This is a genomic window from Providencia rettgeri, from assembly GCF_023205015.1.
Taxonomy (GTDB): domain Bacteria; phylum Pseudomonadota; class Gammaproteobacteria; order Enterobacterales; family Enterobacteriaceae; genus Providencia; species Providencia rettgeri_E.
In genome coordinates, this window is the sequence record NZ_CP096258.1 from 2,179,916 (window position 1) to 2,193,827 (window position 13,912).

14 protein-coding genes are annotated in these 13,912 nt (G+C 36.2%); 9 read left to right on the forward strand and 5 right to left on the reverse strand.

From position 1 onward, the window contains the following. Positions 1-76: 76 nt before the first annotated feature. The 3 genes from M0M83_RS10035 to M0M83_RS10045 all read left to right on the forward strand — a co-directional run bounded on the left by M0M83_RS10035 (position 77) and on the right by M0M83_RS10045 (position 3,714). Positions 77-697 carry a fimbrial protein gene (locus M0M83_RS10035; RefSeq protein WP_213912771.1) on the forward strand — a complete coding sequence of 207 codons (621 nt, stop codon included), beginning with the start codon at positions 77-79 and terminating at the stop codon, positions 695-697. A 119-nt stretch (positions 698-816) separates the two neighbouring features. Then, entirely contained in the window at positions 817-1,518 is a 702-nt protein-coding gene (locus M0M83_RS10040; RefSeq protein WP_248468384.1) for a fimbrial biogenesis chaperone, read from the forward strand. Between the two features lie 9 nt (positions 1,519-1,527). After that, positions 1,528-3,714, forward strand: coding sequence for a fimbria/pilus outer membrane usher protein (locus M0M83_RS10045; RefSeq protein ID WP_336432237.1), 2,187 nt, complete (start codon positions 1,528-1,530; stop codon positions 3,712-3,714). 10 nt (positions 3,715-3,724) lie between these two features. Here the strand turns inward: M0M83_RS10045 and M0M83_RS10050 are convergent. Next, positions 3,725-4,878 (reverse strand): IS3 family transposase gene (locus M0M83_RS10050; RefSeq protein WP_102140835.1). Its coding sequence is split into 2 segments (ribosomal slippage): positions 3,725-4,632 and positions 4,632-4,878, totalling 1,155 coding nucleotides; the frame shifts between segments, so codons are not numbered across the junction. Between the two features lie 192 nt (positions 4,879-5,070). On the opposite strand from M0M83_RS10050, the gene M0M83_RS10055 reads away from it, so the two are divergent. Both M0M83_RS10055 and M0M83_RS10060 read left to right on the forward strand, forming a co-directional pair. Next, positions 5,071-5,247, forward strand: coding sequence for a FimD/PapC C-terminal domain-containing protein (locus tag M0M83_RS10055; protein ID WP_248468385.1), 177 nt, complete (start codon positions 5,071-5,073; stop codon positions 5,245-5,247). Beyond that, positions 5,238-6,233 carry a fimbrial protein gene (locus M0M83_RS10060; protein WP_213912769.1) on the forward strand — a complete coding sequence of 332 codons (996 nt, stop codon included), beginning with the start codon at positions 5,238-5,240 and terminating at the stop codon, positions 6,231-6,233. The genes M0M83_RS10055 and M0M83_RS10060 overlap by 10 nt, the downstream gene beginning before the upstream one ends. 187 nt (positions 6,234-6,420) lie before the next feature. On the opposite strand, the gene M0M83_RS10065 is transcribed toward M0M83_RS10060, so the two are convergent. Beyond that, positions 6,421-6,732 carry a helix-turn-helix domain-containing protein gene (locus M0M83_RS10065; RefSeq protein ID WP_213912768.1) on the reverse strand — a complete coding sequence of 104 codons (312 nt, stop codon included), beginning with the start codon at positions 6,730-6,732 and terminating at the stop codon, positions 6,421-6,423. Positions 6,733-7,630: 898 nt separating this feature from the next. On the opposite strand from M0M83_RS10065, the gene grxB reads away from it, so the two are divergent. Further along, entirely contained in the window at positions 7,631-8,269 is a 639-nt protein-coding gene (grxB, locus tag M0M83_RS10070) for a glutaredoxin 2 (protein WP_248468386.1), read from the forward strand. A gap of 70 nt (positions 8,270-8,339) precedes the next feature. Here grxB and M0M83_RS10075 read toward each other — a convergent pair whose 3' ends face one another. Both M0M83_RS10075 and M0M83_RS10080 read right to left on the reverse strand, forming a co-directional pair. Further along, positions 8,340-8,777: an META domain-containing protein gene (locus M0M83_RS10075; RefSeq protein ID WP_213912766.1), complete on the reverse strand. Its 438-nt coding sequence runs from the start codon at positions 8,775-8,777 to the stop codon at positions 8,340-8,342. A gap of 14 nt (positions 8,778-8,791) precedes the next feature. Then, the gene (locus M0M83_RS10080) at positions 8,792-9,790 is read right to left on the reverse strand and encodes a 2-hydroxyacid dehydrogenase (protein ID WP_125894861.1); all 999 of its coding nucleotides are present in this window, start codon (positions 9,788-9,790) and stop codon (positions 8,792-8,794) included. A 234-nt stretch (positions 9,791-10,024) separates the two neighbouring features. On the opposite strand from M0M83_RS10080, the gene M0M83_RS10085 reads away from it, so the two are divergent. The 3 genes from M0M83_RS10085 to M0M83_RS10095 are packed head-to-tail and all read left to right on the forward strand — an operon-like array spanning position 10,025 to position 13,172. Next, a complete protein-coding gene (locus M0M83_RS10085) occupies positions 10,025-12,622 on the forward strand; it encodes a YdbH family protein (RefSeq protein ID WP_248468387.1) in 2,598 nt (865 codons plus the stop codon). 11 nt (positions 12,623-12,633) lie between these two features. Beyond that, the gene (locus M0M83_RS10090) at positions 12,634-12,846 is read left to right on the forward strand and encodes a YnbE family lipoprotein (protein ID WP_102140371.1); all 213 of its coding nucleotides are present in this window, start codon (positions 12,634-12,636) and stop codon (positions 12,844-12,846) included. Beyond that, entirely contained in the window at positions 12,843-13,172 is a 330-nt protein-coding gene (locus M0M83_RS10095; protein ID WP_125894796.1) for a YdbL family protein, read from the forward strand. The genes M0M83_RS10090 and M0M83_RS10095 overlap by 4 nt, the downstream gene beginning before the upstream one ends. Before the next feature lie 80 nt (positions 13,173-13,252). Here the strand turns inward: M0M83_RS10095 and M0M83_RS10100 are convergent, their stop codons facing one another. Next, positions 13,253-13,852, reverse strand: coding sequence for an FMN-dependent NADH-azoreductase (locus tag M0M83_RS10100; RefSeq protein WP_125894794.1), 600 nt, complete (start codon positions 13,850-13,852; stop codon positions 13,253-13,255). Between the last annotated feature and the right edge of the window lie 60 nt (positions 13,853-13,912).

Sequence of the window (13,912 nt, forward strand, 5' to 3'; positions counted from 1 at the left end):
TTTTACTTACCAATAACCAAAACTTAATCAGTTCTTTTTAATGTAAAAATAAATACCCTCATATTAGGAAATAAAAATGAAGAAAGTACTACTGACTGCGATTGCAACAACTATTATTGGTTTATCAACAGCTAACGCTGCAAGCACCAACGTTGGTGGCGGCCAAGTTAACTTTCACGGTAAAGTAACAGATGTTTCTTGTACTGTTTCTGTTGATGGTCAAGGCAGCGATGCCAGCGTTTACTTAGCACCTGTATCATTAGCAGAAGTACGTGATGGTGGTGCGGATACATTGTTAAAACCAAAGTCTTTTGTTATTGACGTAACGAACTGTGTTGCAGCAGATGTTAAAGATGTTACTAATGATTCCGCTATTGATAAAACATTATTAAATGTTAATTGGACTGGCGGTAACTTACTGCAGGGTGCATCAGGTAACTCAGAAGGTTATTTAGCAAATACTGAAACTACAGGTGCTAAAAATATTCAATTAGCACTTTCAACTGATGATAGTTCTGATTTATCGGGTAAAATCATTCCTGGTAACCCATCTCAGAAAAAAGTTAAAGGCGATTTGGATAAAGTTGAAAATGGAGCTCGCTTCCAATATTACGTTGGCTACGCAACTTCTACACCAAAAGATGTAACAACAGGTGAAGTTAAAAGTTATGCAACTTATGAAATTACTTATCAATAATAAACTAGTCAGTTAATTTCTTATTGGTTTTGGTTAAGTAGGTATTCTTTAGATATTAATTTAAATAGCTTTACTTTGATAAGCGGTAGGTATACTGCCGCTTTTATTTTGAGGTTCAAATGAAAGCAATAGTATTTATCTTCTGTTTTATTTTTAGTATGCATTCATTTGCGAATAACATTATTGTTAACGGTACACGGTTTATTTATCCAGGAAATGAAAAAGAAATTACCGTGCAATTAAATAATACTGCCGAGCGTCCTGCAATCGCACAAGCGTGGCTTGATACAGGTGATGCGTCAGAAACACCAGACACGATAAAAACACCATTTCAGATCACACCTCCCATATCTCGTGTAGAAGCTAAAGGAGGGCAAACTTTACGAATCAAACTAATGGATAAAGGAAGTATCCCTCAAGATCGTGAAAGCTTGTGGTGGTTGAATATATTAGATATTCCCCCTATGGCTAAAGCTAAAGATGGGGATAATCAAAATGTATTACAATTAGCGATTCGTTCTAGATTTAAATTTTTTTATCGTCCAACAGGTTTGAGTAGCCGTGAATTAGCACCAGAGCAGCTTGTTATAAAAGCCAATGGTAAGAGTATTATTATAGATAATCCAACGCCTTACTATATTACTATTACAAAAATTTCAACGGATGGTAGATCTGGGTTGAATGAAAAAACAATTTTATTAGAACCAAAAAATCAAGAAATAGTTGAATTAAAACAAATCGTAAGGTCAGGAACTCATATCGTAATTAATAATATCAATGATTATGGTTCAGATATTGCGGTGAAAACCACCGTTAAATAGGAATATATAATGAAACAGCGAGAGTTAATAAATAAATATAGCAATACGCTCTCTGTGACTTGCTTTGTCACTGCATGCATAGTGCCTACGTTTTATGCTTGGGGTGAAGAAGATACAACCTATGAGTTTAATAGTGGTTTTATTATAGGTAGCAAAGAAGATGTTGATTTAACACGATTCAATTCTTCAGGGATTAGCCCCGGAAAATATTCAGTTGATGTATATACAAATAATAATTGGAAGGGACGCTACGATCTTAATTTTGAAGAACAAAAAAATGGCCAATTAGCTGTGTGTTATACACCAGAAATGCTTTCTAATTTTGGCATTAATATTGAAAAACTAAACCCTGCCATGAGTAAAGATAGCAATACTTGTTTACCTTTGAAGGACTGGAATGATCACAAAGATGTCGTTGATACATTTCATTCTTCTACATTGCGCTTAGATATTTCTGTTCCGCAAATATATGAACAGAGAGTTTCCCGTGGATATGTTTCCCCTCAATTTTGGGATACAGGTATTCCTGCATTAAATATAGGCTATATGGCTAACTATTATGATAACCATACTAGTGGTTCGAAAGGAACAAATAACGCTAGTGCGTATTTAGGGTTAAATGCGGGTTTAAGTTTTGATGGTTGGTTATTGAAACATATTGGAAACCTTAATTGGCAGCGCCATGGTGGGACGAATTGGAATAGTAATCAAACATATCTGCAAAAGCCAATTGCTGAACTAAAGTCAAAAGCGACAGCAGGGCAGTTTTATACGGATGGTGATCTCTTTGACAGCATTAGTTTACGTGGTGCAAAAATAGCAACAGATGACAATATGTATCCTGATGGAACGGCAACATATGCACCAGAAATCAGAGGAATAGCACAAAGTAATGCTTTAGTAACAGTAATGCAGAATAACGCTATTATTTATCAAACAACAGTTGCACCAGGGCCTTTTAGTTTAACGGACGTCTATCCATCCGGTTACGGAAATGATTTGGTTGTTACAGTAAAAGAAGCTGATGGAAGTGAAAGTAGCTTTAGCGTGCCATATTCATCTTTAGCACAATTATTACGCCCTGGATTTACACGTTATCAAGTTGCTGGTGGTAAAGCAGATTCTGATGGATTGAGAAATCGACCATTCATTATGCAAGGCAGTATCCAGCACGGCTTAAATAATACATTTACGCTCTATGGTGGTGTTACTGCATTTGACGATTATCAAGCTTATTTAGTGGGTACTGGTGTTAACACCGGCTATGGAGCTGTTGCTGTAGATTTAACTCAGTCGAGAACTGTATTCAAATATAGAACAGAAACAGGGCAAAGTTACCGTTTCACATTTAGTCGGTTATTTACCCAAACTGATACTAACTTAGTATTAGCTGCTTATCGGTATTCAACGAAGGATTACTATAACGTCAGTAATGCATTATATGCGATAGATAATGATAAGCGTGGTGTAGAGAATACCCTAGGGCGTGAGAAAAATGGTTTTAGCTATACAGTGAATCAAAATCTTCCTGATGGTTATGGTGGGATTTATTTTACGGGCCGTATTTCTAATTACTGGGATAAGTCGGGGACAGAAAAGCAATATCAACTAAGTTATAACAATAACTTTAACCGCCTTTCTTATGGTGTCGCCCTTATGAGAGTTTATGCAGATAATACAAATAATAAAAAAGATGATCGTATCAATATAAACTTTAGCTACCCACTGTATTTTGGTGAAAGTCAGAGTGCAACATTAACCTCAAATACGGTATTTAATAATGAAAAATTTGGGTCAAGCCAAATCGGTGCGAGTGGTTCATTTGATAGAGATAATAATTGGACTTATGGCATAAATACTTCAGTTGCAAATGGTGGGCAAAAAAATATTGGCCTGAATACTGGTTATCGAGCACCATTTGTTAATACGAATGCGAATTATAGTCAAGGCCAGGGATATCGTCAGTTTGGTCTCGGTGCAAATGGTTCAGTTATTGTGCACTCTGAAGGTGTAACATTAACACCAAATACATCAACAACATTAGCTCTGATTGAAGCGAAAGGGGCAGAAGGTGCGTCAATTATGGGGGCTCCTGGAACTCGAATTGATGGAAATGGTTATGCAGTTGCTCCTTATGTTAGAGCATATCGCATAAATAATGTTGAAATCGATCCAAAAGGAAGCCCCGAAGATTGATCTGGTCAAGCTAGGCCGCACACTTTTTCCTTACACTTTCAAACTCAATTGGCGACATATCATTTAATGAAGTATGAAGCCGAACTGAGTTGTAGTATTTGATGTATTTCTCTACATCAGTTTTCATGCTTTCTCTGGTTAAATGGTAAACATTTAATAGCCATTCATTTTTCAAGCTGCCGAAAAACCTTTCAACCACAGCATTATCTAAACATGCTCCACAACCACTCATTGATGGCGTAATTCGATTGCTCCATAGCAATGATTGAAAACGCTTACTGGTGTATTGTGAGCCTCTGTCGCTATGGAAGATCAAGCCTGCTTTGGGTTGACGCAGGTTGATAGCCATTTGCATCGCTCTCATGGTTAAATCAACCGTCATGCGTTTACTCAACGCCCAGCCAATAATACGGCGAGAATGCAAATCCATCACAACAGCTAGGTACATCCAGCCTTGATGCGTTCTTAGATAGGTGATATCACCCGCCCACGCCTGATTTGCTCTGGCTGGATTGAATTGGCGCTTCAATAAGTTATCAGCAACCGCATGGCTATGTTTGCGCATAGTCGTCACTTTATAAGCCACTCGCTGTTTAACGACTAAACCGAGCTTTTTCATCAAGCTCTTAACCCGACAAATACCAATTTTAAAGCCTTCTTTGCGTAGCAACTTCATTAAGGTTCTGGCACCAGCACTACTGCGGCTATCATCAAATAACCTCTTCATGCGACGATAAAGCATTAACTCTTCAACACTAATAATCTTGGCTGGTCGCCTCAGCCATGCGTAATAGGCTGACCGACTCACTTCTAGAACCTCGCACAAAACGCTAATTGGAAAGCGCCATTGCTGCTCTTTAATATATTCGAACTTTATTTCATTTCTTTCGCAAAGAAGGCACTCGCCTTTTTTAAGATCTCACGCTCCATCTGTAAGCGTTTATTCTCTTTTCTGAGCTTAACCAGTTCAGCTCTCTCATCTTTGCTTAATGCTTCGCCTGAAGTTTGCTTGGCTAGTTTGTCTTTCCAGTTGTAAAGCAGCTTAGTTGTTATGCCTAATGATTTGGCTGCTTCAGTAACACTGTAACCTTGTTCAGTGACTAGCTTTACAGCTTCTTCTCTGAACTCATCAGTATATTTTCTAGGTTTTCTTCGTTGGGTCATTTTCACACCTTTGTTGTTGGACTAATTATCCTTCACAAAAGTGTGCGGTGCCATTAAATCAGATCAGATATTGTTTTTGATAATACGTCGACACAAGTTGTTCCTTATGAAGGAAGTATCGTTAAAGTTAAATTTGGTACTAAAGTCGAAAAGAATATTGCATTTAATGTTATAAGACCCGGAAATAAACCATTGCCATTTGGGGCTAATGTAACTGATAGCGATGGTGAGTCCATAGGTATTGTTGGCCAAGGTGGAACCGTATTTATTAGTAGTGAAACCGCAAGAATTGCAATTATAAAGTGGGAAAATGGACAATGTGTATTTTCTTTAGAAGCTGGCGATAGTAAGGAAAGTTTATGTCAATAACGAAACAAATTCGCTTGTATATCGGAGTTGGTGTGCTTCTTACCGCTAGTTATGCTTCTGCGTATTGTAATAGAACCTCAACTCATACGTATGTATTAAATATGCAGATGGGGAGAGTCGTGGTAGACCCTAACTTAAATGTTGGTGATACCATTGCGGAGCAAACTTGGGATATGCGTGAAAACTCAAGTGCTATATATGCGTATTGTACTAGAAATACACCGATAACGGCTTCGGTGACTATGCCTAGTCTAGTTCCAGTGGGTAATAAAATTTACCAGACAAATGTTCCAGGAATTGGTATGAAATTCCACCGAGAAGGTGCGGTGAGGATGACGTATCCGGACACATTTTATGCACCAAGATCAAGTAATTATTATCTTGCGGGATCAAAGTTTATTTTAACATTGGTGAAAACAGCTCCTGTTACGGGATCTGGAACTATAGCTAGTGGTCTTTATACATCTTATGGCTATATTCCAAATAATGACCCATTTTTGATTACTAAATTAGATGCAGAAGCCATAACAATCGTTTCTCCTTCTTGCCAAGTTGAAGGGGGAACGGAAAAAAATGTTTATCTTGACCCAATTAAACGATCACAATTGAATGGTACTGGAACAACTGCGGGTGAAAAAGATTTTGATATTCGCTTAATATGCAGTGGAGGGGTTAGTATTTCAGGTTTTGCAAATGTTAATATGACTTTCAGCGGTGAGATTCCAAAAAATATGAATAACCGACAAGGGGTTTTGGTTAATCAAAATAAATCTTCCAGTGGAGCTGCGGGAGTTGGCATACAAGTTTTAGAGCGTAACCGTAATAAACCACTTATGTTTAATGAAAAATATAAAGTTGGAAATTTAGTTGACAAGCAAACCAAGTATCTTGACTTAAATTATAAGGCTCGTTATTACCAATATGAGCGAGCAATCTCTGCTGGAGAAGTTAACTCTAAAATGGTTTTCAATATTACCTATGATTAAAGTTTTATATATTAAATTTATTAATAATACTGTTGGCTAATTTTATAAAATTTGAGAAATGGCTAATCCTCATGTAGAGGATTAGCCATTTTTTATTTATATAAAAGTAAGTAAAGTGAAAGTAACATGGCATATAATAGCTATGTTACTTGTATCTTATTTATATGAAATTAATATCTCATATCGATTAATAATGATCTTTAGAAGGGACGATAACTGTTTCAGCTGTGTATCTTAGCTCTTGACTTATCTCTTTGGATAGTTCATTTTTATTTAATTTTGAATTACTTACGTAACCTTGAAAAAACCATTCAATTGGACAACTTAATGCTTCAGCGATATCAACTAAATGATTAATTGGAATTTTGTTAATGCCATTTTCATAACGTGATATTTGTTGTTGGCTTAAATTTAATTTTTCAGCTAAATTAGCGCCTGATAGACCGAGTTCTTTTCTCCGGTTTTTTATTTTAATACCAATTATAGTATGAATGTCCATATGACATCCTCAATTTTATAGGAAAATTATTATTTAATGCACTTAATTTAAATTACGCTCAATAGTATATTAAAAAATAAACGGATTTAAAAGTTTTAATGAACATATTTATGATGAGAATCTCTATTTATAATTTGAACATTTACAATATAATGACATTATTTTTATTGTGGTTATTATCGGTGAGTAAGTAAATATATCTATATTTATTTCTCCATACAAAAGAATGTTTAAATTTAATTTTTTAAAATTTTATTTTGTTTTTTTGACTGCAGATTTTATCTTTAATTTAAAATCAGTTGGTTATGATAGGCTGGCAATATTACAGATATAGGTTTAAGGTTAATTTATTGTTCTGTCATGTTAATTTTTTGGTTTTTAAAAATTTAATATAAATAATCGTGTATTAAAAGCAAAGAAAGAAATTAATAACATCTATTATATATCAATTAAATTGATATATAATAAACCTTTAAATCATCTCAAATGATTACTTAGAGAATAGGTTATGTTCAGTATTTTGATTTCATATGTATTCCATTTTAAGTGCAATACTATTTGCGATAGTTTGAAGTTGCCATAACAATTGATTATTAAGTTAAATTATTCGCGATAAAACTATCTGGTGCCTCAATAGGTTAGATGACATCAAAGGTTTCAATATTATCAAAAAGGATAATTGCCATAGATTTTAACAGCATATTCTACTCAGGTATTGTCATTGCTGAGTATATTGTGGCATGTCCTATATTTTTTTTTGGGGATTTTGTGCACTTAACATATTTATTTTCCTAGTGTTAGACAAAATTTCATAAGCGTGATAAAGCATAAATATGGGCACTGAAGTATACTGTATAAAACCTATTGGGCTTTTAATACCAAACTAGCGAGGTTAACAATGAAATTATATATTTATGATCACTGTCCATTTTGTGTCAGAGCAAGAATGATTTTTGGTTTAAAAAAGTTAGCGGTAGAGCAAATTGTGTTATTCGATGATGACATCGAAACACCGACAAAAATGATTGGTCGGAAAATGCTGCCTATTCTACAAAAAGATGATGGGAGTTATTTACCTGAAAGCTTAGATATTGTTCATTATGTGGATAGTATTAGTGAACCTAAATATGCTGGTGGGAGTATCGCGCCAGAAATAGAGGCTTGGTCTAAAGCGGTTTCTGCTGTGGTATATAAGCTTGTGACACCACGTTTTACACAAACTGATTTCCCTGAAATTAGTACAGCAGAAGCCAGAGCTGCATATATCGCTAGAACATCAAAATCTTATGGTGATTTAAACGAGCTTAAAAAAGAAACGCATACGCTGTTAGTTGAATTAGAGCCCCAACTGTCGTTATTAGATGCGTGGCTAGAAACACGGGGTGAAGTCATTGATATTAATGATTTTATTATTTTTCCAACTTTACGTAGCTTGAGCATAGTTGAGCACTTAGCATTTAGCACAAACATTCGCAACTATATGGAACGAATTGCAGAATCCTCGAATATTAATTTGTTATTTGATAAGACTAAATAGTCTATCTAGCTGCCAGTTTAGTGTTTCTTGGCAAACGTTTACCGCCTCTAAAAGAGGCGGGTTGTATTCGTTAATTGACGTAGTCGCGTAGTGTATAAACTAACTTGTAATGGCCTTGAGTTAACACGAGCTTGTTGTTTTTCAATGAAATTATCGCACCTTCAGACAGTGCTCGATTTATCATTGAATCCCATTTGGATAAATCTTCATCAACGCATTCGAGTTCAGTCCTACTTAAGTTTTTTACGGTAATTTTTGCGTTTTTGATATCGCCAAACCCGTTGAAATCATTACACATTGATGCAGAAACAAACATTTTTTCGCCAAAAGCAAGGAAGGGGACTGTCTGTTTACTGTTAATCGTTTTACCATTTACTTCAGTTAAAATAAAACGGTGGTGCATCAATTTATTTTCAAGTGCTTGGTCATCATTACGCGCATTGACTTGATGAGTTTGGCATGCTGCTAGCAATAAACCCAAAATAGTAAGTGGAATTAGGCGTTTCATAATCCCAGATCCAACTATGCGTTAACAATATTAGGGCAAGCTTCCCCACAACTAATTTGACGGATATTATTTAGCGTAGTTTGACTGATACTTGTTAATGCTTCTTCTGTTAAAAACGCTTGATGCCCAGTAAATAATACATTATGACAAGAAGAAAGTCGGCGAAAAACATCATCTTGTATTACGTCATTAGATTTATCTTCGAAGAATAAATCACGTTCATTTTCATATACATCCATACCTAATGCGCCAATTTTTTGTGATTTTAGTGCATTGATGGCGGCAACAGAATCGACTAACGCACCTCGACTTGTATTGATGATCATGACCCCATTTTTCATCTTCTTGAATGCATTTTCATCGAGTAGGTGATGATTTTCAGGTGTTAATGGGCAATGAAGAGAAATAATATCTGATTGTTCATATAGAGTATCTAAGTCAACATATTCAGCACCCAAATCTAAAACAGCTTGGTTCGGGTATGGGTCATGTGCGAGTAAACGCATTCCAAAGCCCTTTAAAATACGTAGCGTCGCTTGGCCAATTTTCCCGGTACCGATAATGCCAGCGGTGCGGTTATGCATATTAAAACCGGTTAATCCCTCAAGAGAGAAATTTGCATCTCGCGTACGCTGGTACGCCCGGTGGATCCGGCGATTAAGGCATAGCATCATCCCAACTGCATGTTCTGCAACGGCTTCAGGAGAATAAGCAGGGACTCGAACAACTTGGATACCTAATTCTTTAGCTGCTTGTAAATCAACATTGTTAAAGCCGGCACAACGTAAAGCTAAAATTCGAATATTGAGTGCGGCAAGTTCTTCTAAAACAGCACGATTAGCTTCGTCGTTAACGAAAATACAGACAGCGTCGGCACCAACAGCATTTTTAGCTGTCTGAACCGTCAATGGAAAATCAAAATATTCAATACTAAAATTAAATCCAGAATTTTGATTAACTTGTTCCATGTGCTTGCGGTCATACTGTTTGGTACTATAAGAAACAATTTTCATCATAAAGACTCCAATTTTTAGGAACCAATTAGAAAAGAGTAGGTAAAAAGGTGTACCTACAAAATATAAACTCAGAATAAGACAATTAAGTTTGTAAATCACCTATAAATTAAGAAAATAGGTATCTGTTTACGATTGAATGTGGTTTATCTTTGTGAGTATCGCGTTTAATGAGACGATTTTGTTGAAATTTATCATTTGCGCTACAGAACAACTCAAACAAGGGACGTAGTAATGCAGTTAATGAAAAGAGCATTCAGAATATTACTCTGCTTTTTGGGTGGAAGCATTGCTCTCTTAATACTTTTATGGATAACGATATCCCATTGGGCTCCTGTTGTTGCATCATACTATCTTCCTAAGCCATTTAAACTGTCGTTTTCAGAACCAAGAATTAGTCATGGCCAATTAGGTATAGCAAATATCAGTATAACAGCAAATGATTGCACATTAGTTCAGTTGAATAGCACAAGGCTTTCAATCTTTCCCTTGCATGCTATTGTGGATAACCTTGATGTTAAAACTGAATGTTTGAGTGCTCTTGAGCCAACGAATGAAACAGATCATGATCCGATTAATATTGCGGACGTTATCGATAGTATCCCTGTTTTTTCATTAGTTATAAATAATGCCAACATACAGCCATGGAGTGATTACCAAGGCAGTATCTGGTTACGTAAAAATCAGACTAACCCTCTAGAATTTGATTTTAGCGGCGACAATTTAAGGTTGTCATCTTTAATAAACAGGGAACACCAATTAGTCATTCAAAATTTTTTAGCATTTCTACCAGAACAAAAGCAAACAATAGAATTATTTGGTGATGTGCAACTCCCCTTAATGGCAAATCAGCTTCCAGAAAAAGGCGAGCTGAATGCTTATTTTAAGTTAATCAACCCAGAAAAATTCTTACAAGCTAAATTCAGTTGGTTGAATGACCAAGGCGTCTTTAGTGTCATGGATACAGACACAAAGGAAGAATTGCTTTATTTACCATGGTTACTATCGCCTTCTAGAATACAAATAGCGCAAGGGAAGTGGCAATGGAAAGAAGCAGATATTCCTTTACAAGGCGGTATCAGCCTTCAAGTTGATAACTGGAATAATACATTAAGTGAAATGGTATTTTCTGGGCGCATTAACATGCTCACACAAGCAGAGAAAGGGAAAGCCAATATTGTCTTAGCGGTGCCATCTACCCAGATAAATTTACTCGATGCTGATATTAACTTTAGGCTACATGGCCAAGTTAAATATGATGATATGGTGCTGGATATTAATTTACCAGCCAAGGTTTCAGGCCAGTTAGCCACACCAAAAGTCTCTTTTTTATCCAGTTCATTATTAAGAGCTTATGGTCGGCTTTCTGAAACACTTATTCTTAATGAAGTTAGATTGCCACTCGCAGGGACATCGTTAAGTGAAGAAGGTATTTCAGGGCGTTTGCAAGCTATCCTTAAGGTTAAAGAACAGTACTGGGGAGATTTCGATATTCATTTGGATGGTAAAGCCAATAAATTTGCATTAGATAAGGGAAAATGGATTTGGAATTATTGGGGAAATGCCAACTTGCCGTCATTATCGGCTAATTGGGACATTAAGGGTAATGGGAGTTGGCAGGACACTTTAATCACATTAAATAGCTTAAATACAGGTTTTGACCAAATACAATATGGGCTCTTATCGATGAGGGCTCCGCGTTTACAACTAAGTAAGCCATTAGTTTGGCAACGTGATCAGAATAAAGCCAATTTTAATGGACAATTACAGCTTACCAGTGAACGAATGCAATTTGGTACTGAAAGTTATCTACCAAAAGTTACATTAAATGCGGATCTTAGTGGAAAATCTCCTGCTGAATTTCAACTTAAAGGTGATTTAAGCACTAAAGATGTCGGGCCAATCGTCATATTTGGGCGCTGGGATGGTGAAAGATTAAGAGGGGAAGCTCGTTGGCCTGAGCAGTCAGTCACGGCTTTTCAAACATTAATTCCTGCTGATCTTGGAATTGAATTAAAACAAGGAAAATTATTTTCTCAAGCTGCTTTCTCAATAACACCAGAAGATGGTTTTATTGCAGGAGGACACTGGCGTGTAGAAAATACGAGCCTTTGGTTAAAAGATGGTGAGTTATCAGGATTAGATTTTGTTTTACCATGGCGTTTAAAACAAAGTACCTGGACTTTAGGGGGGAAGGGACCTGTTGAGTTACGTATTAAAAAGCTCAATAATTTATTTGAATTGACGGATATTAAAGCCGATCTTGCTGGTTCATATCCACCAACGGAAAACAGGCCATTAAAACTGACTAATGTGGGCTTTAAAACCTTAGGGGGTGAGGTATCGATGGATTTACTACGCTGGCCACAAACCCATGCCTCTTCGATAAAATTAAGACAGATTGAACTTAGTCAGTTATTTACCATATTAAAAGTGTCACAGTTTGCTGTTTCAGGTAAAGTTAATGGTGAGTTACCTTTTTATTTAAATAATCCAGAGTGGATAGTTAAAGATGGGTGGTTAGAAAATAGTGGGCCATTAACGTTACGGTTAGATACTCAATTTGTTGATTCCATCCGAGAGGATAATATATCTGCGGGTTCCGCTATGGGGTGGCTACAATATTTGGAAATAAAACGCAGCCGTACAGACGTTAATGTTACAAACTTAGGGTTGTTAAATATGAAAACAATCCTTGAAGGGTATAACACGCAAGAAAAGAAAAAACGTGAAGTTCATTTGCATTATCAACATGAAGAAAATATCTTTCAATTATGGCGTAGTTTACGATTTGGTAGCTCTTTAGAAGAGTGGTTGGAAAAAAATTTATAATGAGCATAAGAATGAACGTGAAAATATTAAAATTTACTACAGCTATATCGATTGCGTTATTGTTATCAGCTTGCTTACGAGTTGAGGTCGCAACACCGGATAAGCCCATCAATATTAATATGAACGTAAAAATTGAACATGAAATCCAAATAAAAGCGGATAGACAAGTAGAAGAGTTATTAAAAGAAAATAGTGATTTATTCGGAGAGGTAAATCCCAAATGAGTCGAATTATCAAAGTACTAGCGCTATGTTCATTATTGACTACTTTTCAGGCTGTAGCAATTACAGTGGATGAAGCCAAAGAAACGGGTCTATTGGGGGAAACATTGTCAGGGTATTTAGCCCCAATTAATACAAATAATCAGGAGGCCACCAAGCTAGCAGCACAAATAAACCAAGAACGGGAAAAAAGATATAGTGAAATTGCGGCAAAAAATAACCTAAAAACTAATGACGTTGCAAGGATAGCAGGGCAGAAGCTCGTAGAAAGGGCGAACTCTGGGGAATTTGTACGTGGAATTAATGGTCAATGGCTACAAAAGAAATAAAAAGCACACTCAGAAAGTGCGCAAAATATAACAATGGTAGTTTTGAGTCTTAATAATATATTACTTAGAAAGTCTAGATCTTAAGCAATAATCGTATTTATATGGCTTTGTGCTTGTTGATGCGCTCGTTCGACTGACTCTTGGCCTAACGACGTGCCTTCAGCAAAAATAAACTCAACGTCGGTAATACCAATGAAATTTAGAAATAGTGTTAAATAAGGCACCATGGTGTCTGTTGGTGTGTCTTTGTAGATACCGCCTCGGCTCGTTAATATATAGGCACGTTTGTCTTTTAATAAGCCGACAGAACCTTGTTCTGTATATTTAAACGTGTGGCCTGAGCGAGCGATAAAGTCGAAGTAATGTTTTAAATGGGAAGAAATCGTAAAGTTATACATTGGGGCTGCAATAACAATCACATCGTGAGCCTTAATTTCCTCAATCAACGCATTTGACAGGTCCAAATGTGCTTGTTGTTGTTCTGTTTTCGTGTCACTTGGGCCAAAAGCTGCTAAAATTTCACCGTCAATCGCTGGAATTGGTTCTTTGACTAAATCTCGTACAGTTACTGTATCTGCTGAGTGTTTTTCCTGCCATTGTTGAATAAAGTAATCTGCCATTTTATTGCTTTGTGAATAGTCAGCCAGAATGCTTGATTTCAATAGTAATACTTTACTCATGTGTTCCTCTATGTTTAGGTGAAATTTCATTGGTAATGATACGTGAGGTGTAACTGATTG

Bases quoted from the DNA above. Each gene is read 5' to 3' on its own strand.
- M0M83_RS10095 (WP_125894796.1), top strand. From the start codon at position 12,843: ATGAGTCGAATTATCAAAGTACTAGCGCTATGTTCATTATTGACTACT.
- M0M83_RS10065 (WP_213912768.1), bottom strand. From the start codon at position 6,732: ATGGACATTCATACTATAATTGGTATTAAAATAAAAAACCGGAGAAAA.
- M0M83_RS10035 (WP_213912771.1), top strand. From the start codon at position 77: ATGAAGAAAGTACTACTGACTGCGATTGCAACAACTATTATTGGTTTA.
- M0M83_RS10045 (WP_336432237.1), top strand. From the start codon at position 1,528: ATGAAACAGCGAGAGTTAATAAATAAATATAGCAATACGCTCTCTGTG.
- M0M83_RS10080 (WP_125894861.1), bottom strand. From the start codon at position 9,790: ATGAAAATTGTTTCTTATAGTACCAAACAGTATGACCGCAAGCACATG.
- M0M83_RS10040 (WP_248468384.1), top strand. From the start codon at position 817: ATGAAAGCAATAGTATTTATCTTCTGTTTTATTTTTAGTATGCATTCA.
- M0M83_RS10075 (WP_213912766.1), bottom strand. From the start codon at position 8,777: ATGAAACGCCTAATTCCACTTACTATTTTGGGTTTATTGCTAGCAGCA.
- M0M83_RS10085 (WP_248468387.1), top strand. From the start codon at position 10,025: ATGCAGTTAATGAAAAGAGCATTCAGAATATTACTCTGCTTTTTGGGT.
- M0M83_RS10090 (WP_102140371.1), top strand. From the start codon at position 12,634: ATGAACGTGAAAATATTAAAATTTACTACAGCTATATCGATTGCGTTA.
- grxB (WP_248468386.1), top strand. From the start codon at position 7,631: ATGAAATTATATATTTATGATCACTGTCCATTTTGTGTCAGAGCAAGA.
- M0M83_RS10100 (WP_125894794.1), bottom strand. From the start codon at position 13,852: ATGAGTAAAGTATTACTATTGAAATCAAGCATTCTGGCTGACTATTCA.
- M0M83_RS10060 (WP_213912769.1), top strand. From the start codon at position 5,238: ATGTCAATAACGAAACAAATTCGCTTGTATATCGGAGTTGGTGTGCTT.